Annotated in this window: 19 protein-coding genes; 4 read left to right on the top strand and 15 right to left on the bottom strand. The window is 60.2% G+C overall.

Features of this window, described 5'->3' with window-relative positions; all coding sequences use genetic code 11:
- Positions 1-44: 44 nt before the first annotated feature.
- Positions 45-1,820, bottom strand: a complete 1,776-nt coding sequence (gene phaC / locus KHU30_RS01570) for a class I poly(R)-hydroxyalkanoic acid synthase (RefSeq protein WP_211440893.1) — start codon at positions 1,818-1,820, stop codon at positions 45-47.
- 68 nt (positions 1,821-1,888) lie between these two features.
- Between phaC and KHU30_RS01565 the strand changes: the two genes are divergently transcribed.
- Positions 1,889-2,152, top strand: a complete 264-nt coding sequence (locus KHU30_RS01565) for a hypothetical protein (RefSeq protein WP_211440892.1) — start codon at positions 1,889-1,891, stop codon at positions 2,150-2,152.
- A 1-nt stretch (position 2,153) separates the two neighbouring features.
- Here the strand turns inward: KHU30_RS01565 and pgeF are convergent, their stop codons facing one another.
- Both pgeF and KHU30_RS01555 read right to left on the bottom strand, forming a co-directional pair.
- A complete protein-coding gene (gene pgeF / locus KHU30_RS01560) occupies positions 2,154-2,939 on the bottom strand; it encodes a peptidoglycan editing factor PgeF (protein WP_211440891.1) in 786 nt (261 codons plus the stop codon).
- Between the two features lie 77 nt (positions 2,940-3,016).
- Complete coding sequence (locus KHU30_RS01555; protein WP_211440890.1) at positions 3,017-4,060, bottom strand: RluA family pseudouridine synthase; 1,044 nt, start codon at positions 4,058-4,060, stop codon at positions 3,017-3,019.
- Between the two features lie 80 nt (positions 4,061-4,140).
- Between KHU30_RS01555 and KHU30_RS01550 the strand changes: the two genes are divergently transcribed.
- On the top strand, positions 4,141-4,956 hold the full coding sequence (locus KHU30_RS01550; RefSeq protein WP_211440889.1) for an outer membrane protein assembly factor BamD: 816 nt from the start codon (positions 4,141-4,143) through the stop codon (positions 4,954-4,956).
- Between the two features lie 63 nt (positions 4,957-5,019).
- On the opposite strand, the gene KHU30_RS01545 is transcribed toward KHU30_RS01550, so the two are convergent.
- The 4 genes from KHU30_RS01545 to KHU30_RS01530 all read right to left on the bottom strand — a co-directional run bounded on the left by KHU30_RS01545 (position 5,020) and on the right by KHU30_RS01530 (position 8,483).
- A complete protein-coding gene (locus tag KHU30_RS01545; protein ID WP_211440888.1) occupies positions 5,020-6,078 on the bottom strand; it encodes a glycosyltransferase family 4 protein in 1,059 nt (352 codons plus the stop codon).
- The gene (locus KHU30_RS01540) at positions 6,060-6,935 is read right to left on the bottom strand and encodes a UDP-2,3-diacylglucosamine diphosphatase (RefSeq protein WP_211440887.1); all 876 of its coding nucleotides are present in this window, start codon (positions 6,933-6,935) and stop codon (positions 6,060-6,062) included. Before KHU30_RS01540 ends, KHU30_RS01545 begins: the two co-directional genes overlap by 19 nt.
- Positions 6,932-7,699, bottom strand: coding sequence for a GNAT family N-acetyltransferase (locus tag KHU30_RS01535; protein WP_211440886.1), 768 nt, complete (start codon positions 7,697-7,699; stop codon positions 6,932-6,934). The genes KHU30_RS01540 and KHU30_RS01535 overlap by 4 nt, the downstream gene beginning before the upstream one ends.
- A gap of 256 nt (positions 7,700-7,955) precedes the next feature.
- Entirely contained in the window at positions 7,956-8,483 is a 528-nt protein-coding gene (locus tag KHU30_RS01530) for a hypothetical protein (RefSeq protein WP_211440885.1), read from the bottom strand.
- A 206-nt stretch (positions 8,484-8,689) separates the two neighbouring features.
- Between KHU30_RS01530 and KHU30_RS01525 the strand changes: the two genes are divergently transcribed.
- Positions 8,690-9,802 carry an ABC transporter substrate-binding protein gene (locus KHU30_RS01525; protein WP_230427147.1) on the top strand — a complete coding sequence of 371 codons (1,113 nt, stop codon included), beginning with the start codon at positions 8,690-8,692 and terminating at the stop codon, positions 9,800-9,802.
- A gap of 83 nt (positions 9,803-9,885) precedes the next feature.
- Here KHU30_RS01525 and KHU30_RS01520 read toward each other — a convergent pair whose 3' ends face one another.
- The 3 genes from KHU30_RS01520 to KHU30_RS01510 all read right to left on the bottom strand — a co-directional run bounded on the left by KHU30_RS01520 (position 9,886) and on the right by KHU30_RS01510 (position 13,884).
- Positions 9,886-11,340 (bottom strand): Ppx/GppA phosphatase family protein, encoded by a 1,455-nt coding sequence (locus tag KHU30_RS01520; protein WP_211440883.1) that lies wholly within the window; start codon positions 11,338-11,340, stop codon positions 9,886-9,888.
- Between the two features lie 202 nt (positions 11,341-11,542).
- Positions 11,543-13,573 (bottom strand): ATP-dependent DNA helicase, encoded by a 2,031-nt coding sequence (locus KHU30_RS01515; protein ID WP_211442156.1) that lies wholly within the window; start codon positions 13,571-13,573, stop codon positions 11,543-11,545.
- 110 nt (positions 13,574-13,683) lie between these two features.
- Complete coding sequence (locus tag KHU30_RS01510) at positions 13,684-13,884, bottom strand: YdcH family protein (protein ID WP_199111255.1); 201 nt, start codon at positions 13,882-13,884, stop codon at positions 13,684-13,686.
- 206 nt (positions 13,885-14,090) lie between these two features.
- Between KHU30_RS01510 and KHU30_RS01505 the strand changes: the two genes are divergently transcribed.
- Positions 14,091-14,897 (top strand): PP2C family protein-serine/threonine phosphatase, encoded by an 807-nt coding sequence (locus tag KHU30_RS01505; protein ID WP_211440882.1) that lies wholly within the window; start codon positions 14,091-14,093, stop codon positions 14,895-14,897.
- A gap of 177 nt (positions 14,898-15,074) precedes the next feature.
- Here KHU30_RS01505 and KHU30_RS01500 read toward each other — a convergent pair whose 3' ends face one another.
- The 5 genes from KHU30_RS01500 to odhB all read right to left on the bottom strand — a co-directional run bounded on the left by KHU30_RS01500 (position 15,075) and on the right by odhB (position 20,600).
- Positions 15,075-15,881 (bottom strand): hypothetical protein, encoded by an 807-nt coding sequence (locus KHU30_RS01500; RefSeq protein ID WP_211440881.1) that lies wholly within the window; start codon positions 15,879-15,881, stop codon positions 15,075-15,077.
- 50 nt (positions 15,882-15,931) lie between these two features.
- The gene (gene zapE, locus KHU30_RS01495; protein ID WP_211440880.1) at positions 15,932-17,029 is read right to left on the bottom strand and encodes a cell division protein ZapE; all 1,098 of its coding nucleotides are present in this window, start codon (positions 17,027-17,029) and stop codon (positions 15,932-15,934) included.
- Positions 17,030-17,226: 197 nt separating this feature from the next.
- Entirely contained in the window at positions 17,227-17,667 is a 441-nt protein-coding gene (locus KHU30_RS01490) for a hypothetical protein (protein WP_211440879.1), read from the bottom strand.
- A 12-nt stretch (positions 17,668-17,679) separates the two neighbouring features.
- On the bottom strand, positions 17,680-19,107 hold the full coding sequence (lpdA, locus tag KHU30_RS01485) for a dihydrolipoyl dehydrogenase (RefSeq protein ID WP_211440878.1): 1,428 nt from the start codon (positions 19,105-19,107) through the stop codon (positions 17,680-17,682).
- Between the two features lie 227 nt (positions 19,108-19,334).
- Positions 19,335-20,600 (bottom strand): 2-oxoglutarate dehydrogenase complex dihydrolipoyllysine-residue succinyltransferase, encoded by a 1,266-nt coding sequence (odhB, locus tag KHU30_RS01480; protein WP_211440877.1) that lies wholly within the window; start codon positions 20,598-20,600, stop codon positions 19,335-19,337.
- Between the last annotated feature and the right edge of the window lie 42 nt (positions 20,601-20,642).

The raw sequence follows: 20,642 nt of genomic DNA, 5'->3' as shown, positions 1-20,642 counted from the left end.
TGCCCTACTGCCTTCTGCACATCCGCACATTGCCATGCCTTGTTTTATTCTGCCCTGACTTTGACGTAGCTCCCCGGCGCCGCTTCGATGACGCCGTGCTTAGTATTTCCCAATTTGCGCGGCGCTGCCACTTGTTTTCCTGCATGTTCCGATAAAAATTTCGCCCATTCGGTCCACCAGCTGCCCGGATGCTCGGCGGCGCCGGCCAGCCAGGCGTCGGCATCGGCCGCCTTGCCGTCGTTGGTCCAGTAGCTGCGCTTGTTCTTGGCCGGGGGGTTAATGACGCCGGCGATATGGCCGGAGGCGCCCAGCACGAAGCGGTTCTGCTTCGTTTTTTTCGGATTCAACAGGCTCAGCGAAGCATAGGCCGAAGTCCAGGGCACGATGTGATCTTCGCGCGAGGCGTAGATGAAAGCCGGCGCGTCGATCTTGCCGAGGTCGATCTTTGTGCCGCCCACGGTCAGCTTGCCGGCGTCCTTCAGCGAATTATCCAGGTACATATTGCGCAGGTAATAACAAAACATCGGCCCCGGCAAATTGGTGCTGTCGGCGTTCCAGTACAACAAGTCGAAGGAGCTCGGCTGCTCGCCCTTGAGGTAATTCGATTCGACATAATTCCACAGCAGGTCGTTCGGCCGCAGGCTGGAAAACGCCGAGCCGAACTCACGCCCCGGCATCAGGCCGCCCTGGCCGATCGCCTGTTCGCGCATGCGGATCTGCATATCGTCGATGTAGACGTCGAGGATGCCGGTATCGCTGAAATCCAGGAAAGCGGTCAGCAAGGTCAGGCTGGCCACCGGATTGACTTTGGTCGCCGCCAGTTTCGCCAGCGCCGTCGACAGGATGGTGCCGCCGACGCAAAAGCCGAGCGCGTTGACCTTGTCCTGGCCGGAAATTTCCTGCACCAGTTCCAACGCCTTGATGGCGCCGTCGTCGATGTACTGGTCCCAGGTCGTATGCGCCAGCGACTCGTCGGCATTGCGCCAGGAAACCAGGAACACGCTGTGACCCTGCTCCAGCGCATAGCGCACCAGCGAGTTCTGCGGCTGCAGGTCGAGAATATAGAATTTGTTGATGCAAGGCGGCACGATCAGCAGCGGCCGCTGGAACACCTTGGCCGTGAGCGGCCGGTACTGGATCAGCTGAAACAGCGTGTTTTCAAATACCACCGCGCCTTCGGTCGTGGCTACATCCTTGCCGACTTCAAACGCCGTTTCATCGGTCTGCGAAACCCGGCCCTTGTGCATGTCGGCGATCAGTTGGGCGATGCCCTTGGTCAGGCTTTCACCGTTGGTCTCGACGATTTTCTGCTGCGCCGCCGGATTGGTCGCCAGGAAATTGGAGGGCGCCATGGCGTCTATCATCTGCTGCACGGTAAAGCCGATCTTGCGTTTGATCTTGGGCGGCGCTTCCAGCGCATCGACCATGGCGTTGAGGAAATGCGCATTCAGCAGGTAAGCCGCGGCATTGAAGGCATACAGCGGATTGCCATGCCAGGCGGCGGCGCTGAAACGGCGGTCAGCGATGGCCGGCAGGCGCGCCGCCAGCATGTCTTGCCACAAGGCCGACAGCTTTTGCGTGTACTCCACCTGCAGCTTTTCCAGCGCGGCCGGGTTCAGCGCAATGCCCAGTTCGCCCAGTCCCGCCGCCATTGCGGCACCCTGGCCATGCGCAGAATTGCTGAGCGCGCCAAGGAACATATTGGGATCGCCGATATGGCTGAGCTGCCGGAGAAACTGGGGATTGAAGGCTTGATTGAACTGCTGCGAGAGTTGCAGCAAGGCGGCAGGGTCGAAGACGGAAAATTGGGGCGTATTCATGCGGTAACCGTTGATTTGGCGTATTTTCGTGTATCTTTTATCGGATTGACTCTAAAGCAGGAAACACAATGTATATCGTCGCCATCGCATGGATCTACGTCGTCTTCATGATGGCAATAACGGAAGCTAACGCAGTCGCCGGTGTAATGACATTTTTGCTGTACGGAGTTTTTCCTTTGACAATTGTTTTATACCTGATGGGCACGCCGCAGCGCAAGAGAAATCGACAGCGAGCTGAAAATTCTGCCAGGTTGGCGGCGCAGGAAAAAGCCGCGGAAGCCGCTGCCACAGCGGCTCAGCAGCCAGCCCCGGAAGAAAAAGCAAAACCGTAACTTATTTCAGCCAGATCAGCGACGCCATGCGTCCGGTCACCCGGTCCCTGCGATAAGAATAACAATTCCGGTCACTCACGGTGCACAAACCACCGCCGTAAACCTGTGCCACGCCCGCCTGTTTCAATGCAATTCGCGCAAGCTGGTAGATATCCGCCAGGTATTTCCCCGGCCGCTGCGCGATGGGTACGAAACATGCCTGGATTTGCGCCGTGCGACTTGCAGCATCGGCGTCGCCAGTCTGCACCGCATCGACAAACGCCTGCAGCACATCGGCGCCGACTTCGAAACTGTCAGGACCGATAGCCGCGCCCAGCCAGGCCACGATCGTTCCGGCGCCGGCAGCCCGCATGCGCGCCACCGTATTCTGCAGCACGCCGCCCTGCAAGCCACGCCAGCCGGCATGCGCGGCGCCGACCACGCGCCCATTCACATCGGCAAACAAGACCGGCAGGCAATCGGCCGTCTGGATTGCGCAAACCACTCCCGGACGCGTGGCAATCGCCGCATCCGCTTCAATCACAGCGCCATCGGCCGCACCTGCATCAACCACATCGTGGCCATGCACTTGCGTCAGCCAAAGCGGCGACGCCGGCAGCAAGACATCCAGCAATGCGCGATTCTGCGCCACAGCTTGCGCTGCATCCCCGACGTGCGCGCCAAGGTTCAGGCCGCCGCCGCCGTTGACGTCGTCATAAGCTCCCTGGCTGACGCCGCCGCCGCGTAAAGTAGCGAAAGCGCCGATGTTGCCTGGAACGCCCGTCCAGTTCGGGATAATCAGTTGCATCTGCTTAGCATTCCCAGCTTTTCATTTTGCTCATAAAAAACAGCCGCCAGCGGCGACTGCTTTCTCCCACAAACCTGCTACTCCGGCACGCTCATGCCGGCGCGGGTCAGCAACTCGGCGAAATCCTGCGGCAACGGCGCAAACCATTCGCAAGGCTTGCCGGTAGTCGGATGGATCAATCCCAGGCGCGATGCCTGTAAGGCCTGGCGCGGGAATGCCGGCATCAGATGTTGCTTGCCGTACAAGGCGTCGCCGACCAGGGAAAAGCCGAGCGACTGCATGTGCACGCGGATCTGGTGGGTGCGCCCGGTTTCCAGGCGACAACCCATCAGGCTGACCGGACGCCGCTCCAGCAAGCCGGTTCCCAGGCGCTGGTAATGCGTAATGGCCGGCTTGGCGATCAGGCTATCGGACACCGCCATCTTGATGCGGTCGCGCGGATGGCGCGCCATCGGGCTGTCGACGGTGCCGTTCAGCTGCGGCGTGCCCCACACCAGCGCCAGATACTGGCGCTTGACGGTACGCGCCTGCAGCTGGCGCACCAGGTCGGTCTGGGCTTCCAGCGTCTTGGCGACCACCATCAGGCCGCTGGTGTCCTTGTCCAGACGGTGTACGATGCCGGCACGCGGCACCCCGGCCAGCGCCGGCCAGCGGAACAGCAGGCCGTTGAGCAAGGTGCCCGACCAGTTGCCGGCGGCCGGATGGACCACCAGGCCGGCCGGCTTGTCGATCACAATGATCGCCGCGTCTTCATAAACCACGGCGAGCGGCATGTCTTCCGGCGTGAAAGCCTGTTCGTCAGGCGCTGGCTGCGGCAGCACCACTACGGTTTCGTCGCCGTAGGTGGTCATCTTGGTGGTGGTGGCAGGCTTGCCGTCCACCGTGACGTGGCCGGCTTCTATCCATTGCTGGATACGGCTGCGCGAATACTGGGGCACCAGGCTCGAAACCACCTTATCCAGGCGCGTTCCGCACACATCAGGCGTTAATTGCAATACTATCGGCGCGCTGGCCGTAGCGGCGTCGCCGTCGTCGATATACTCGATATCGACATCTAAATCAGCTTCTGGCAGACTTTCAGCCAAATTTGGCTTGGTAAATGACATCAGAGGAAGTCCCATCGGCTATAATCGATCAATCGTTAAAGTAATTACCCAAACACAGTAACTACAGGTAAACATACGCAATCTTGCAAAAAACTATGCAAAAAAGACTCTTAAAACTAGCTGCAGCGGCATTCGTTCTATCCTTATCTGCGTGTGGCTTGCTGCCAGACAAAGTCGATGAAACCGCAAACTGGTCCGCCCCCCGATTATACTCGGAGGCCAAGGATGAAATGAACAGCGGCGGCTACGATAAGGCAATTAAGTACTTTGAAAAGCTGGAATCGCGTTATCCGTTCGGCACCTATGCGCAACAGGCGCAGATGGATATCGCCTATGCCCACTACCGCCAGGGCGAACAGCCTGAAGCGCTGGCGGCGATCGACCGCTTCATCAAGCTGCATCCGAATCACCCTAACGTCGACTATATGTACTACCTGCGCGGCCTGGTGAACTTCAACGACAAGGTCAGCATTTTCGATTTCCTGTCGAGCGAAGACGCCACCGAACGCGATCCGAAAGCCGCACGCGATGCATTCGACGCATTCAAGCAAGTTGTGGTGCGCTTCCCGAACAGCACTTATGCGCCGGACTCCTTGGACCGCATGAAGTACCTGGTGAATGCGCTGGCGCAGTATGACGTCCACGTCGCCAGCTACTACTACCGCCGCGGCGCCTATGTTGCTTCCGTCAATCGCGCCCAGAGCGCAATCTCGGAATACCGTGACGCGCCCGCAGTGGAAGAAGCGCTGCATATCATGGTGCAATCGTATGACGCCCTGGGCATGACGCAGTTGCGCGACGACTCCGAGCGCGTGCTGAAGAAAACCTACCCTAACAGCATTTATGTTGGCGGCACCGGCACCGACGGCAAAAAGGTCGTGGCCAAAGAACACTGGTGGAAATTCTGGTAAGTCGCTGGGAATAGATATCCTGCTTCAAGACAAAAGCCCCGCACTGCGGGGCTTTTTTCATGGCTACAGGCCGGAAGCCGGCCGCGACTGACTGGTCAGGATTTTCTTGGGGCGCGCCTTGGCGCCATGGATCAGATGCAGATGATGCTGGAACTGCAGGGTCGCTGTGTCCCACGAGTACTCCAGTGCGTGCCGCCGCACCTCGCGGCGATCAAGGCCGAGCGCCATCAGGCAAGCCGAGGTCAGGTCGTGGTCCAGTATCCCCGAACGGCCGTGCGCCACCACATCCACCGGACCCGGCACCGGGTAGGCGGCGACCGGCACGCCGCAGGCCATGGCTTCCACCATGACCAGGCCGAAGGTATCCGTATGGCTAGGGAAGACCATGACGTCGGCGCAGTTGTAGTACGAGGTCAGTTCGTGGTGCGCCTTGGCGCCCAGGAATTGCACCTGCGGATAGCGTTGCTGCAGTTCTTCGCGCTGCGGACCGTCGCCGATCACCCATTTGGTGCCAGGCAAATCGACCTGCAGGAAGGATTCGATGTTCTTTTCCACCGCAACCCGGCCGACATACAGATACAGCGGACGGACGATGCAGGCGCGGTCCTCGTCGACCGGCTTGAAGCGTTCCGTATCCACGCCCCTGCCCCACAACACCAGATGGCGGAAACCGCGCTGCTCCAGCTCCCGCATCACATGCGGGGTCGGCACCATGACAGCCTTGGAAGGGCCGTGGAACCAGCGCAGCCAGCGATAAGTGATCGCCTTGGGCAACATGGAACGCGCGCTCAGGTACTCCGGGAAACGGGTGTGGTAGGCCGTGGTGAAACCTATGCCCTGGCGCAGGCAGAAGCGCCTGGCGGCGAGCCCCATCGGACCTTCCGTGGAAATATGGATGCAATCAGGAGCAAACGCTTTCAGGCTGGCGGCGACCCTGGCATAGGGCTTGTAGGCCAGGCGAATTTCCGGATAAGTGGGACAGGCAAAGGTCTGGCAATCGTCCGGGCTGAGCAGCAATACTTCATGGCCGTTGTTGCGCAGGCCGGCGGTGGTGGCACGCAGCGTGTTGACCACGCCGTTGATCTGGGTCTGGGCGGCGTCCGTTACGATGGCAATTCGCATAAGTCTCTGATCTGATTGCTGGAAACTGCCTTTTTCTGCTGCATGATTTCTTGCCAGGTGACCAGCCGCAGTGCGCCGCTGGCCTCTTCCACCAGCGCCGACAGGCTCTCCACCCAATCGCCGTCGTTGCAATAGGTGATGCCATCGATGTCGCGGATTTCCGGCTTGTGGATGTGCCCGCAGATAACGCCGTCCAGTCCTTTCTTTTTCGCCTCGCCAGCCAATGCATCTTCAAACGAAGAGATGTAATTGACGGCGTTTTTCACCTTCAGCTTGAGGTATTGCGACAACGACCAGTAAGGCAGGCCGGCGCGCGCGCGCCAGCCGTTGAACCACTGGTTAAATTTCAGAATCACGGTGTACAGGCCATCGCCGACATACGCCAGCCACTTGGCGCAGGCGATCACGCCATCGAAGCGGTCGCCGTGCAGCACCAGCATGCGTTTGCCGTCGGCGGTGGTATGCACCAGCTCGTCACGGATGCGGATGCCGCCGAAATCGAGATCGATGAACTGCCGCACCGCTTCGTCGTGGTTGCCCGGCACGAAAATCACTTCAGTGCCCTTCTTGGCCTTTTTCAATACCGTCTGCACCACGTTGTTATGAACCTGGTCCCAGTACCAGCGCCGCTTCAACTGCCAGCCATCGATGATATCGCCGACCAGATACAAGGTATCCGATTCGGTGGCGCGCAAGAATTCCAGCAAGCGAGCAGCCTGGCAGCCGGTGGTGCCCAGATGGACATCGGAAATCCAGATCGTGCGGAAGCGGATCGGATCGCGCTTCGACGAGGTGGAGCCGGCGACCGCATTGGCGCCGAACAAAGCCGCTTCCAGAAACTGTTCGCCTGGTTTCATGTCGTCCTCGCTTCTTTCAAGTAGTGACGTGCGTAGCGCCCGTCCAGTTTCGACAAGGGCAGCAGCAGGAAAAAATCGGCGGAATGGAAATCAGGATCCCAGGCCGGATCGCCGCAGACCCAGGCGCCGCTGCGCAGATAGCCTTTCAGCAGCGGCGGCATTTGGGCCACGTGGCCGGATTCGCGCTCATGGACCGGAAACGGCACATGCGGCGTGACCCGATATTCGGCGGGCGAGAAACTGCTTTGATCGAGCGCGTGATACAAGGCTGCAGCATTGTGGCCGCCATCGGCCAGGCTGACGCTGGCGCAGCCCATCAGGTAATCGCAGCGCTCGCGCCGCATGAATGCGGCCAGGCCGGCCCACAGCAGCATGATGACGCTGCCGCTGCGGTAGTCTGGATCGATGCAGGCGCGCCCGGCTTCGGCGATGCTGCTGCGCAGGTTGTCGAGCCGGCCCAGGTCGAATTCCTGTTCGGAGTAATAGCGGCCCATGCGCCGTGCGCCGTGCGGGCTCATGAGACGATAAGTGCCGACCACGCGCAACGTCTTGGTGTCGCGTACGATCAGGTGATCGCAATAAGCGTCGAACTCGTCGCTGTCGAGTCCATCGGCATTGGCCAGCGCAGACAGGCCCATCGTCTCGATAAAAACCTTGTAGCGCAAACGCTGCACTTCGCGCACTTCTTCCTGCGTGCTGGCCAGGCTAACCGTCAACTTGGCTTCACTTGAGCTCGCTGCGCCAGCATTAGTTAGGAGTTGCATTCATCGTCCTTTCAGATTGTGACGATGACAAGCCTAACCACCGATTACTTCAAGAAAATGACAAAATTATTTCGGTTTTATGACATAGCAACAGTGGCGAAATGACAATTTTCAAGGCAAAAAAAACACGAAAAACATGGAAATAACCAGAAGGATATTTCATGTTTTTCGTGTTTATAGCGTCCTGAATCAAAACACTGGCAGTGCGCTGAGCCGCAGCGCAAGCCACGGACCTCGCTGCCTGGCAGGCCGCTGCTTACTTCTCTTTTTTCGGCCGGCCGGCCTTGACTGGCGGCAGGCTGGCCACGGCCAGCTTCAGGTTTGCCAGGTTCAGGTCGCGGATCAGGGCAACGCCGACGCGCAGCAATTCGCTCTTTTTCACTTCCAGGCCCGCCTTCAGGAAGGTCTTTTTGACGTCGCCCAGCACCTGGTATTCATCGGCCGGCATGGTGAAGCTGTCGCGTACCAGCTTGGCCTTCTTGACCTTGGCTTTGGCGTCCGGCAAAGACTTCAGGCTTGGCGCCGGCTTGACGGCCAGCGGCTTGGCAGCGATCAGCGGCTTCGGCGCGGCTTTCAATTCCGGTTTGGCTGCCGGCTTCGGACCCGGCTTGGCCGCCGCTTTCACCGATGGTTTCGCTGCAGGTTTTGCCGCAGCCTTTACCGCCGGCGCCGCCTTCGGGCTGGCCTTGACTGCCGGCCGTGCAGCCGGCTTGGCTTTGGCGGCCGCTCTGACTGCAACTACCGGCTTTTTAACAGCGCGTTTAACAATTTTACTGGCAACCATTCAATTCTCCATTAACAAATCGTATAAATAATATATACAATTCTTTGACTTTCGGCAAGAACCGCTTTATCAAGAGTTCCCTTCCCAGCCCCGCCAATACAACACCCGGACGGCGGCCGACGCCGCGATTTCATCAAGCGGTCATATTAAACAAGGACACTGCGACTCCTCCGCCACCTTATTTCAATTTTCTGATGAACTTAAACTTGAAACGCATTTTGTGCAAGTGCCTGGCTGCTTTCTCTTTGTTCCTGCCCTTGCTGACGCATGCCGCCGACACCATCGTGGTCGGCCAGGCCATCGACCTGTCCGGTCCTAACGCCGATCTTGGACGGGACTATGTGGCGGGCATAAAGACTTATTTTGACGTGCTGAACACCAAGGGCGGCATCAACGGCCGCCGTATCCAGTACCTGGTGCGCGACGACCGCGGCCAGGCCGACCTGGCTGTCAAGGCGGTGGCCGAGCTGATCGACCAGGCCCACGTCTCTTATCTGTTCGGCGGCGTCGGCGACGACGTCACGCGCGCGGTGCTCAATTCCGCCGATTTCAAGCGCAGCGGCCTGACACTATACGCGCCGCTGGCCGGCGCCGACTACCAGAAGGACGCCAGGATCCTGTTCTGGCGGCCCAGCTACCAGCAGGAAATCCGTCACATATTTTCCCATTTCGACAAGCTGGGAATCAAGGATATCGGTATCGTCTACCAGGAAACGGCCGCTACCGCCGATGCCTACCAGCGCCTGCTGGAGCAGATGAAAGAAAGCGGCATCAAGCTCAGCGGCACCGTCCACCTGAGCAAGGATGCAAATCAGATCGGCAAGGAAACCGCCGCCCTGGCGGCAGCCAAGCCCGGCTTCGTGATCATGGTGGCCGACACTGTCAACGCCGGCGTGTTCCTGAAGGAGTTCCGCAGGCTGGCGCCGCAGACTTTTGTGGCCGGTTCTTCCCTCACCAACCTGACCACCCTGCGCCAGCTGGCCGGCGGCAAAGCCGTGGAATGGACCGTGTTTTCGCAAGTGGTGCCGAATCCGGGCATCGGCAGTTCGCCTATCCAGCTTGAACACCTCAACATGATGCGCAAATACCGCGATGAACCGGTGTCAGCCCTGACGCTGGAAGGCTTTGCCGCGGCCAAGACCTGGATCCGCCTGTTGCAGCCGGGCGCCAAGCGCGTGGCCGGCCAGCCGGAATACGTCATCCCCGGCGGCGGCTTTGATATCGGTGGCTATATGATGGGTGAAACCGCCGGCAGCAACCATCTATCCAATTATGTCGACATTGCGCTGTTCAACAAGGCCAGCGGGCTGACCTATTAAGCAAACGTGGCCACAAGCGGCAACGCCGGCTCCAAAGAGGCCGGCGTTGCCGATGATGCGGACGGTTCGAGAAGAAAATCCGCTCAGGTCCGGCGGATGGCGAAATCGACACCGATCTCGCGCCACCAGTCCTGCTCCTTGGCCATCCAGTAGGTCGCGGTGGGATGATCCTCGATCCAGTCGCGCTTGATGTCGAGCTCGATCTTGCTCTTCATTTTCAGACGCAGTTCGTCAAGATCGATCTCTATGCGCGAATGCAGGAACATGACGGCCAGGCGCAGGGCCAGCACCGCCTTGGAGAAATCCGGATCGAGCAAGGCGTCGCTGATCTTGCGCAGGTTGCCCTTCTGCCCCAGGATCAGCATGCTCATCGCGCGCTGCTCGCGGGTGGTGAAACCGGACAGGTCGGCGTTTTCGATCAGGTAGGCGGCATGCTTGTGATAGCCGCTTTGCGACACTACCAGTCCGACCTCATGCAGCAAGGCGCTCCAGTGCAGATACTGGCTGAGGCCGTCGTTGGCCGGCTTGAGCATTTCAAACAGCGAGGTTGCCGTTTCCGCAACACGGCTGGCGCGCAGCTGGTCGACATGGAAACGCTGCGAAAAATCGTGCACCGACTGGTCGCGCCGGTCCAGCCGCGTGCCGCGCAGCTGCAGATCCCACATCACGCCCATGCGCAAGCCGGCTTCGATCGGCTGGATCACTTCGATGCCGAGTTCCTGCATCAGGCCGATCAGCACCGCCAGGCCGCCGACCATGACGGCAGCGCGCTCCGGCTTCATGCCGAGCAGGTCGATGCGGCTGACATGGCCGAACTCGACGAAGCGCGCGCGCAAGGCCTCCAGGCTGGTGTAAGACAGGCGATGATCGCCCAGGCCGTTCCTGTCGATGGTCTCGGCAATCGCACGGATGGTGCCGGAAGAACCGTAGGCATGGCTCCAGTTCTGCGGCCGGTACGGCGGCGCGGCATCTTCGAAATGGCTGCGCGCCGACAGCACCGCGGCATCGTAGGCGGCGGCGGTGATCTGGCCGTCGGCGAAGAACGCCAGGCTTTGGTTGACCGTGCCGATGCCGAACGATTCGACCCGTTCGATCTGCTGGCCGCGGCCCAGGATCAGTTCGGTGGAGCCGCCGCCGATGTCCAGCACCAGCCGCTTTTCGTTGGGCAGGCGCAGCATGCTGGCGACGCCCATGTAGATCAGGCGGCCTTCTTCCTCGCCCGAAATGATTTCAATCGGATAGCCGATCACCTGCTCGGCGATCGGCAGGAATTCGGCGGCGTTCTTGGCCACCCGCAGCGTGTTGGTGGCGACCACGCGCACCGCTTCCAGCTGGTAGTCGGCCAGGATATTGCGGAAGCGCGCCAGCGAATCCAGCGCCACCTGCATCGCCTGTTCGGTCAGGTAACCCTTGCTGTCGAGGCCGGCAGCCAGGCGGATCGGGTCGCGCGCACTCTTGATGACGCGGATCGCATCACCATTATATTTGCCAATATGCAAACGAAAACTGTTGGACCCCAAATCCACTGCTGCAAACATTGCTTACCTTTATCCAAACGAACGTTCGACAAAAACCCGCACCCTCAGCGCGCGGGGCCTGCGAAATGCAAGCTGCGACAATAGAGGCAGATTATTACATGCTGATGACAAGACAGAGAGGCATTCCTCAGCCCAGCTTAGCCGATCATAAGGGATCGCGCCAGCCGCGCCGTCATGGGTGAGGCAAGAACGGCCATGCCAGTTATTCGGCAACCGCGTCGCCGCGCCAGAAAGCCTTCACCGCATCCAGCTCGCGGGTGCGCTTGAACGGCGGCAGGCTTTGCCAGATGCGGCGGCCGTAGCCTTTGGAGATCAGACGCGGATCACAGATCATCAGGACCCCGCGATCGCTTTCATCGCGGATCAGGCGGCCGGCGCCCTGCTTCAGATTGATGATGGCGGCCGGCAACTGATGATGCATGAAGCCGTTCATGCCCTTGGATTCAAGCGCTTCGATGCGCGCCGCCAGCACTGGATCGTCCGGCGGCGAGAACGGCAGCTTGTCGATGATCACCAGCGACAAGGCTTCGCCGCGCACGTCGACGCCTTCCCAGAAGCTCTGGCTGCCGATCAGCACCGCATTGCCGGCGGCGCGGAAGCGGTCCAGCAGTTCGGTACGGCCGGCTTCGCCCTGCACCATCAGCGGGAAATCCAGGTGGCGCGCTTCGAATTCGGCGCGCAGGCGCTCCGCCGCGCGGTTGACGGCGCGGATGGTGGTGCACAGCAGGAAAGCGCGGCCGCCGGAGGCTTCGATCACTGGCAGCGCGGCATCGATCACGGCGTCGGTGTAGTCCGGCGAATTCGGCTGCGGCAGGTTCTGCGGCACGTATAGCAGGCCTTGCTGGCCGTAGTCGAAGGGACTGGGCCAGGATTGCGCCGGTTCGTCGTCCAGTCCCATCTGCGCCGCGTAGTGCTGGAAATCGTTCTTGACCGCCAAGGTCGCGGAGGTAAAGATCCATGAGCGCGCCACGCCTTCGCGCTGCTTGTTGAAAATCGGCGCGATCGATAATGGCGTCTGGTGCAGCTGCAGCGACGACGAGAACGCCTCCACCCACAACACGCTGCCCTCGCCTTCGTCGGCGACAAGCGCTTTGCCCGCCTTCTTGCCGCCGCCGGCTACGGGCGCGCTGTTCCAGCCGTCCAGCTTGTAGCCCAGCTCCACTGCGCGGGTGCGGCATTGTTCGATGGTTTCCGCCCGTTCGGCCTGCTTTTCCAGCACGGCGATCATGCCGTGCAGCTGGCTGCGCATGGTTTCCAGCGCCGGGAAGAAAATGCTCGATGGCGCAATCTGGTTGACCGATAGCCGCACCACGTCTTGCGGGAAAGCCAGGCGCAGGTCGCGCGCGGCCTTTTCCACCGGCAGCACGACCTGCCCCCAGTCGGCGCCGTCACGCGCATGCGACAAGCCTTCCGCCAGCACATCGCGGCACAGCTCCAGGATCTGCGAGGTAGAGACGGTATTGCCAAAGAATAGAGTAGCGACTTCGGGCAACTGGTGCGCCTCGTCGAAGATCACGGTATTAGCGGACGGCAGCAGTTCGGCGACGCCCGTATCCTTCAACGCCACATCGGCAAAGAACAGATGGTGGTTGACCACCACCACATCGGCCTGCTGCGCTTCCTTGCGCGCCTTCATGACGAAACAGTCCTGGTAATACTGGCACTCGGCGCCCATGCAGGTATCGCGGGTCGAGGTCACCAGGTTCCAGATCGGCGCGGTTTCCGGCACCATCGACAGCTCGGCCTTGTCGCCGGACGAGGTGGTTTTCATGAAGCGCGAGATTTCGCGCAGGTAGCCGACATCCTCGCGCGAGGTCATGCGGCCGTTCTGCAGCGTGCGCTCCAGATGGAAATGGCAGACGTAGTTGGCGCGCCCCTTGAGCAGTGCAATCGAGACCGGCGCGCTGAGCGCCTTGCGCACGGTCGGGATGTCGCGCAGGAACAGCTGGTCCTGCAGGTTCTTGGTGCCGGTCGAAACAATCACCTTGCCGCCCCACAGCAGCGCCGGGACCAGGTAAGCGAAGGTCTTGCCGGTGCCGGTGCCGGCTTCGGCAATCAAGGTGCGCTGCTGTGCAATCGCTTCGGCGATGGCTTTCGCCATTTCAGTCTGCGCCAGGCGCGGGCGAAAGCCGCCGACCGCCTGGCCCAGCGGGCCGGAACTGGCGAACAGGCGATCGACGTCGGCGTCGTGGACGCCGGGAGCGGGAATGTTCGCTGCGCCGGCAACGGCGATTTCGGCGGCAAGGGGGGATGTATCTTGGGTCAAGGTAACTTACTTAATAAAGCGGCGGCCGGCATAGATGCCTGTTCTACGAGCATCCTACCAGCCTCGGGGGTGAGCTATCAGGCAGGGATATCAGGAATTAATTGCATTCTTAACAGCGTAATCTGGTCCTTCAGTTGCAATTTGCGCTTTTTCAGCCGCCGCAGCTGCAATTCCTCATACAGGACCTGGTTGGTCATGGTATGAATGGCGGCATCGAGATCGCGATGTTCGACTTCAAGCTCTATAATGCGACGAAGGATTTCTTCTCGATCGATCATGGTCAGATTCTTGCGTTGGAAAATGTTAACATGTGGAAACACTTTGAAAATCATTCCTGCGTATAATATTTCCCATCAACTTCTTACCGTTCTCATCCTGGATTGGTAAGCAGGTGGCGATCAGCGACGTATTCACGCCGGATCAAGGCCCGGCAAATCCGGAATTACCGACATTGAACAGGATGCAGTTTAATCTACCCAGACGAATGAGCCAATACAAGATCGAAGCCGGCACCGGCCAGCATATAGGTGACCGCCAGGAACAGCAGGACCGCACTGCACTATTTACCGCCCCGAAAGCGCCGGGCTACATGATGGCCGTGCTGGCCGATGGCATGGGCGGCCGCAGCGGCGGCGCGCTCGCCGCCGAACAGGTGATATGCACCGCCAAGCAGATATTCGAGGGATTTTCGCCCTTGATCGACAATGTTGAAGCCATGCTGCACAACATTGCGCTGGAAACCCATACGGTGATCAAGCTGAGCGGCTTCTCCAACGACAAGGATCCGCACACCACAATGGTGATCCTGGTGCTGTCGCCGGACGGCACGGCAACCTGGGGCCATGTCGGCGATTCGCGCCTGTACCGCTTCGACGGTCCCAACTTTGCCGAACACACCATCGACCACTCCTATGTCGAAAAGCTGGTGGCGGAAGGCAAGCTGTCGCGCAGCGAAGCGAAATCGCACAACCTGTCCAACATCCTGCTCAATGCGCTTGGGTCCAGCACCGATACGCCGAAGGTGAGCATCGGCCGCCATACCGGCCTGAAAGCCGGCGACGCCTTCCTGCTGTGCTCGGACGGGCTGTGGCATTATTTCACCGAAGATGAGATGGGTGCGGCGATCGCCATGAACAAGCCGCGCGACGCGGCGGAAATGCTGATCAACAAGACGCGCAAGCGCGCCGAAGGCCACGCTGCCGACAACTGCACGTTCGCCATCGTCAAGCTGGTGGCGCCGCCCAAGGAAGCCGCCAGCTACACCGTCAAGAAGATGCGCCGCGCGGTGTAAGCCCCATTCATCTAGGCGACACAGGCCTCGTCGGCCACGTCTAGGCGACCCCGTCTAGGCGACCCCGTCATTCCCGCGTACGCGGGAATCCATTTTTGTTGCCTGACTCGGTAAAATGGGTCCCCGCATGCGCAGGAACGACGGCGCGAATGACGCGGTGTCAAGAGGACTTCTTGCTTACGGCGCTGACGCCGGCGCGGCGCCAGCCGGGGGCGTCACAGGCGGCGCTGCCGGCGCTTTGGTCTCAGCCGCCTTCTTGGCGGCCAGATCCTTGGCCTTGGCGGCCTTGTTGGCTGCTACTTCACGCTGGCGCGCTGCCGAATCCTGCGCCTTTTTCTCGAAAGCGGCTACATTCGCAGCCCGTTGCGACTCCTTGACGGCAGCGTCCTGCTTCGCCTTCAGTTCACGCGCATTGTGGTCCGCCACGCGCTTGTCGGCCTCGCCCAGATGCTTGCGGGTATTGGCTGCCACTTCTTTTTCCTTGGCCGCGCCCTGCTTGACCTTTTCGGCGTTGCTCAACTCTTTTTCCTTCTGGTCCTGGGCCTTTTGCGTTTCCTCGGCCGGACGCTTGGCTTCGTTCGCCGCCAGCGCCTTGTCGCGCTCGTCGGCGCGATCCTTGCGCAAGAAGGCGTTGGCGGTAATGTCGATCGGGCGGATCGCTTTCAATGCCAGGCGGCGCTCTTCCTTGGCGGCATCGAGGCAATGGTTGACGAAAAACTTGGTGTAGCAGACCCGGCGCTGCTCCAGATCGCGCGCCGCCACCTCGGCCTTGGCGTCGGCGACGTCGTTCAGCGCCTTGTTGGCAACGTCCACCGAATTCAGCGACTCCAGCGGGTAGCGCGCGGTCAGCTCGGCGGCCGGCTCGGCAACCGGTTTGAGCGGGACGGCGTCTGCCGCATGCGCGCCGGCGCTCAAGGCCAGCAGTGCTGCGGCCAGCGCCGGCACCAGACGCCGCGGCGCCAATTTCAAAGAGGCAAATTCCACTAGGACCTATCCATTTCTATACATTGTTTAGACACTGCCGCAGAGCCGGCTCAGACGATGGAATCGGCTTCGGAGCGCCGTTCGCTATCCATGTATTCGCGCGACTGCATTTCCATGATACGCGACACGGTACGGTGAAACTCATTGGCCAGCATGCCTTGCGTGTAGAGCTCTTCCGGCGGCACCGCCGCCGACATGATCAGCTTGATCTTGTGATCATAGAACACATCGATCAACCACGTAAACCGGCGCGCTTCGGACGACATGGCCGCCGACATCTGCGGGATACCGGACAATATCACCGTATGGAAGCGGCTGGCAATTTCGAGATAGTCATTTTGCGAGCGCGGCCCCCCGCACAAGGTATTGAAATCGAACCAGATGGCCCCGCCGGCCTTGCGCAGGGCCGTTATTTTACGCGCTTCGATATCCACCAGCGGATCTTCGTCGGCGGTTTCGGCGACGCCGGCAAACGCATGGCGCAAGGCGCGGTCGGTATCGGCGTTGAGCGGCGAGTGATAGGTTTCCACCTGCTCGAGCGCGCGCTTGCGGTAGTCGATGCCGGCGTCGATATTCATGACGTCCAGGTTGTCCTGCAACAGCTTGATGGTCGGCAGCATGCGGTCGCGGTGCAAGCCGTCCGGATACAGGGTGCTGGGCTCGTAGTTGGAGGTCATGACGAAAGACACGCCATTATCGAACAAGGCTCTCAGCAGGTTGTAGAGAATCATGGCGTCGGCGATATCGGATACATGAAACTCGTCGAAGCAGATCAGACGGTATTTCTTGGCCACCCGCTTGGCGACCTCGTCGAGCGGATCGGCCACGCCTTTCAGCTCGTCCAGCTGGCGATGCACGGCGCGCATGAATTCATGGAAGTGCAAGCGGGTCTTGCGCACCACCGGCACCACCGAATAGAAGCTGTCCATCAGGAACGATTTGCCCCGGCCGACACCGCCCCACATGTAGACGCCGCGCGGCACGTCCGGCCGGTTGATCAGGCGCTTGAAGGAGTTGGAACGCTGCGCCTTGTACTCTACCCATTCGTCGTAGGCGCGCTGCAGGCGATCGACTGCGCGCCGTTGCGCCTCGTCAGCCTGGAAGCCGCGCTGGGTCAGCGCCTGTTCGTAAAACTCTAATACATTCATGGCTTTTCAGTTCAAAAATTCACGGAGCCGATGCGCGAAGCGTCATCCGTTCCATATTTGTCAATATCGCGGCAATGACATTGACAGAAGATAAATATCTGTGGTTTTACGAGGGAAACACGACGCTCGGAGGCAGCCAAAAATAAAAATGGGCGAGCTTTCGCTCACCCACTTCAACTCAGGAACCAGCCAAGCAACTATGACCGCCCCATTTCCACCAGCACGCGGCTGGGATAGGCTTTTTCCTTGCCGCCGAAACTGAGCGGCAGGCTGACGCCGATACCGATGCCGGAGGCGCCGACGCCGCCGCTGCCGCCCGCAGCGCCGATGCCGACGCTAGGGGAGTTCAAGCCGGGCGGCGCCCGGTACACCACTTCCGAAGTGCGGTAGCCGGGCTTGTCGCACACTACGTGCAGGTCGCCGTCGGCAGCGACGATCAGGACATCGCCCGGCGTCACCACATTCCAGCGGCTGCTGTCGGTTTTCACCACGCAGCGCGCCCCTTCCAGCTGCTGGCTGTCGGAACTGGCTTCGATCAGCACGTGACCGTTCTCCGACGCAACAGTGGCGCAACCGGATAACGCAAGGCCTAGCATCAGGGTCAGCGACAGTGACAGCAACAGCTGCAGAACACGCATCTTGCTTCTTTCTTAAAAATTCAAAGACCGCTTGTCGACCGCCAGCGCTGCTTCCTTGGTCGCTTCCGACAAGGATGGGTGCGCATGGCAGATACGGGCGATGTCTTCCGCCGAGGCGCGGAATTCCATCGCCACCACGGCTTCCGAAATCAGCTCGGACGCCATCGGACCGACAATATGGACACCCAGGATTTCGTCAGTCTTGGCATCCGCCAGGAACTTGACCATGCCCGAAGTATCGCCCAAGGCGCGCGCCCGGCCATTCGCCAGGAACGGGAAGGTGCCAGCCTTGTATGCTACTCCATCTGCCTTCAGTTGTTGTTCTGTCTTGCCAACCCATGCGATTTCCGGCGAGGTGTAGATCACCCACGGAATGGTGTTGAAATTGACATGGCCATGCTGCCCGGCAATACGTTCGGCAACCGCAACGCCCTCTTCCTCAGCCTTGTGCGCCAGCATCGGGCCGCGCACCACATCGCCTACCGCCCAGACGTTCGGCAGGTTGGTCTTGCAATCGTCGTCAACCGCGATGAAACCGCGCTCGTCCAGCTTGAGGCCGACCGCTTCGCCATTCAGGCCGATCGTGTTCGGCGTGCGGCCGATCGAAACGATCAGCTTGTCGTACACGGCCTTCTGCGCGGCGCCGGTGGCGTCGACATATTCCACTGTCACATCATTCTTGCCAGTCGTGATGGCGCCGATCTTGACACCCAGGCTGACCTTCAAACCTTGCTTGGCGAAAAGTTTTCCGGCTTCCTTGGCGATCTGTTCATCGACTGCGCCGAGGAAAGTCGGCAGCGCTTCCAGCACGCTCACTTCCGCACCCAGGCGGCGCCATACGCTGCCCATTTCGAGGCCGATGACACCAGCACCGATAACACCCAGTTTAGCCGGAACCGCGTCAATTGCCAGCGCGCCGGTATTCGACAGGATCAGTTTTTCATCGAACGGCGCGCCTGGCAGTTCACGGGCGTTGGAACCGGTCGCCAGCACGATGTGCTTGGCGCTGATGGTTTCTTCCGTGGCGCCGGCAACCTTGATTTCATAACCGCCGGCATCGCCCTTGACGAAGGAGCCGCGGCCGTGGAAAAAGGACACCTTGTTTTTCTTGAACAGGTACAGGATGCCTTCGTTATTCTGTTTGACAACGCCGTCCTTGCGCGCCAGCATCTGGCCCAGGTTCAGCTCCAGGCCCTTGACATTGATGCCGTGCTCGGCGAACGCATGGCCGGCATGCTCGAAATGCTCAGACGACTGCAGCAGCGCCTTGGAAGGAATGCAGCCGACGTTGGTGCAGGTGCCGCCCGGCGCCGGGCCGTTCTTGGCGTTTTTCCATTCATCGATACAGGCAGTGCTGAAACCCAGCTGGGCGGCGCGGATTGCTGCAATGTAACCGCCAGGACCGCCACCGATCACTACGACATCAAATTGTTTGCTCATTTTCCATCCTTGGAGTTGTTGCCTTGCCATCTCGCCGCCGCTTTGCCTGCCGGCGCGGTCAATTGCCGCCGCTGCCAGCAAACGCCTGCAACAAGAGACCAGGCGCTCATCAATTACTTATCATTACTTAGCCACCTAAGCGACGCGCCCTGCTCTGCTTTCTGCACCGTCTAAAGGGCAAAAAACAGAATCAGGGCGCGCCTGCCTAGCCTTGGCGGATTTGAAGCTTACAGGTCCAGCAACAGACGGGCCGGATCTTCCAGCGCTTCTTTCATCGCCACCAGTGCCAGCACTGCTTCACGACCGTCGATGATGCGGTGATCGTAAGACATGGCCAGGTAGTTCATCGGACGCACCACGATCTGGCCGTTTTCGACCACTGCGCGGTCCTTGGTCGCATGCACGCCCAGGATCGCCGATTGCGGCGGGTTGATGATCGGCGTCGACAGCATCGAACCGAAAGTACCGCCATTGGAGATCGAGAATGTACCGCCGGTCAGGTCGTCCAGCGTCAGCTTGCCGTCCTTGGCCTTGGCGCCGAATTCGCCGATCTTCTTTTCGATGTCGGCGATCGACATTTGATCCGCATCGCGCAATACAGGCACTACCAGGCCGCGTGGCGAACCGACCGCGATACCGATGTCGAAATAACCGTGGTAGACGATGTCGTTGCCGTCTACCGAGGCGTTGACGATCGGGTATTTCTTCAGTGCGGCAACCGCAGCCTTGACGAAGAACGACATGAAGCCGAGCTTGACGCCATGCTCTTTTTCAAACTTGTCCTTGTACTTGGTGCGCAGGTCCATGACCGGCTGCATGTTGACTTCATTGAAGGTCGTCAGGATGGCGTTGGTCGATTGCGACTGCACCAGGCGCTCGGCGATACGGGCGCGCAGGCGGCTCATCGGCACGCGCTCTTCCGGACGGTCGTCCAGGTTGGCCTTGGTCGGCGCTGCAACTTGCTGCAGCAGTGCTTTGGCTGGCGCCGCTGCCAGTGGCGCCGGCGCAGGTGTTGCTGCCTTGTTGGCTACCGCGCCGATGACGTCGCCCTTGGTGACGCGGCCGTCTTTGCCGCTGCCGGCAACCTGGGTTGCCGACATATTGTTTTCCGCCAGCATTTTCGCTGCGGCCGGCATGGCGATGCCTGCTGCCGATTTCGATTGCAACTCAGGCGCTGCCACCGGCGTCGGTGCGTGGCCGGCTTGCGGCACTGGCACGGCTGCCACTTCCATCGGGCTGACCTTGGCCGACGCATCGGTATCGATGATGGCGATGACCTCGTCGGCCACCACGGTGCTGCCGTCGGTCTTGATCAGCTGCACGATGACGCCGTCGGCCGGGGCCGGCAATTCCAGTACTACTTTATCTGTTTCGATGTCGATCAGGTTTTCGTCGCGCTTGACTGCATCGCCGACTTTTTTGTGCCATGCCAACAAAGTCGCTTCGGCGACGGATTCCGACAATTGCGGAACTTTTACTTCAAGAAGTGCCATTTAATTCTCCGTAAGATGGTGCGGCGGCGGGCGGATCATCCA

The sequence above is a fragment of the Collimonas humicola genome (genome assembly GCF_018304945.1).
Lineage (GTDB): Bacteria > Pseudomonadota > Gammaproteobacteria > Burkholderiales > Burkholderiaceae_D > Collimonas > Collimonas humicola.
This window is presented reverse-complemented; position numbering and strand designations above follow the sequence as displayed.

Coding starts and splice junctions, on each gene's coding strand:
- phaC (WP_211440893.1), bottom strand. CDS start 1,820: ATGAATACGCCCCAATTTTCCGTCTTCGACCCTGCCGCCTTGCTGCAA.
- KHU30_RS01565 (WP_211440892.1), top strand. CDS start 1,889: ATGTATATCGTCGCCATCGCATGGATCTACGTCGTCTTCATGATGGCA.
- pgeF (WP_211440891.1), bottom strand. CDS start 2,939: ATGCAACTGATTATCCCGAACTGGACGGGCGTTCCAGGCAACATCGGC.
- KHU30_RS01555 (WP_211440890.1), bottom strand. CDS start 4,060: ATGGGACTTCCTCTGATGTCATTTACCAAGCCAAATTTGGCTGAAAGT.
- KHU30_RS01550 (WP_211440889.1), top strand. CDS start 4,141: ATGCAAAAAAGACTCTTAAAACTAGCTGCAGCGGCATTCGTTCTATCC.
- KHU30_RS01545 (WP_211440888.1), bottom strand. CDS start 6,078: ATGCGAATTGCCATCGTAACGGACGCCGCCCAGACCCAGATCAACGGC.
- KHU30_RS01540 (WP_211440887.1), bottom strand. CDS start 6,935: ATGAAACCAGGCGAACAGTTTCTGGAAGCGGCTTTGTTCGGCGCCAAT.
- KHU30_RS01535 (WP_211440886.1), bottom strand. CDS start 7,699: ATGCAACTCCTAACTAATGCTGGCGCAGCGAGCTCAAGTGAAGCCAAG.
- KHU30_RS01530 (WP_211440885.1), bottom strand. CDS start 8,483: ATGGTTGCCAGTAAAATTGTTAAACGCGCTGTTAAAAAGCCGGTAGTT.
- KHU30_RS01520 (WP_211440883.1), bottom strand. CDS start 11,340: ATGTTTGCAGCAGTGGATTTGGGGTCCAACAGTTTTCGTTTGCATATT.
- KHU30_RS01510 (WP_199111255.1), bottom strand. CDS start 13,884: ATGATCGATCGAGAAGAAATCCTTCGTCGCATTATAGAGCTTGAAGTC.
- KHU30_RS01505 (WP_211440882.1), top strand. CDS start 14,091: ATGAGCCAATACAAGATCGAAGCCGGCACCGGCCAGCATATAGGTGAC.
- zapE (WP_211440880.1), bottom strand. CDS start 17,029: ATGAATGTATTAGAGTTTTACGAACAGGCGCTGACCCAGCGCGGCTTC.
- KHU30_RS01490 (WP_211440879.1), bottom strand. CDS start 17,667: ATGCGTGTTCTGCAGCTGTTGCTGTCACTGTCGCTGACCCTGATGCTA.
- lpdA (WP_211440878.1), bottom strand. CDS start 19,107: ATGAGCAAACAATTTGATGTCGTAGTGATCGGTGGCGGTCCTGGCGGT.
- odhB (WP_211440877.1), bottom strand. CDS start 20,600: ATGGCACTTCTTGAAGTAAAAGTTCCGCAATTGTCGGAATCCGTCGCC.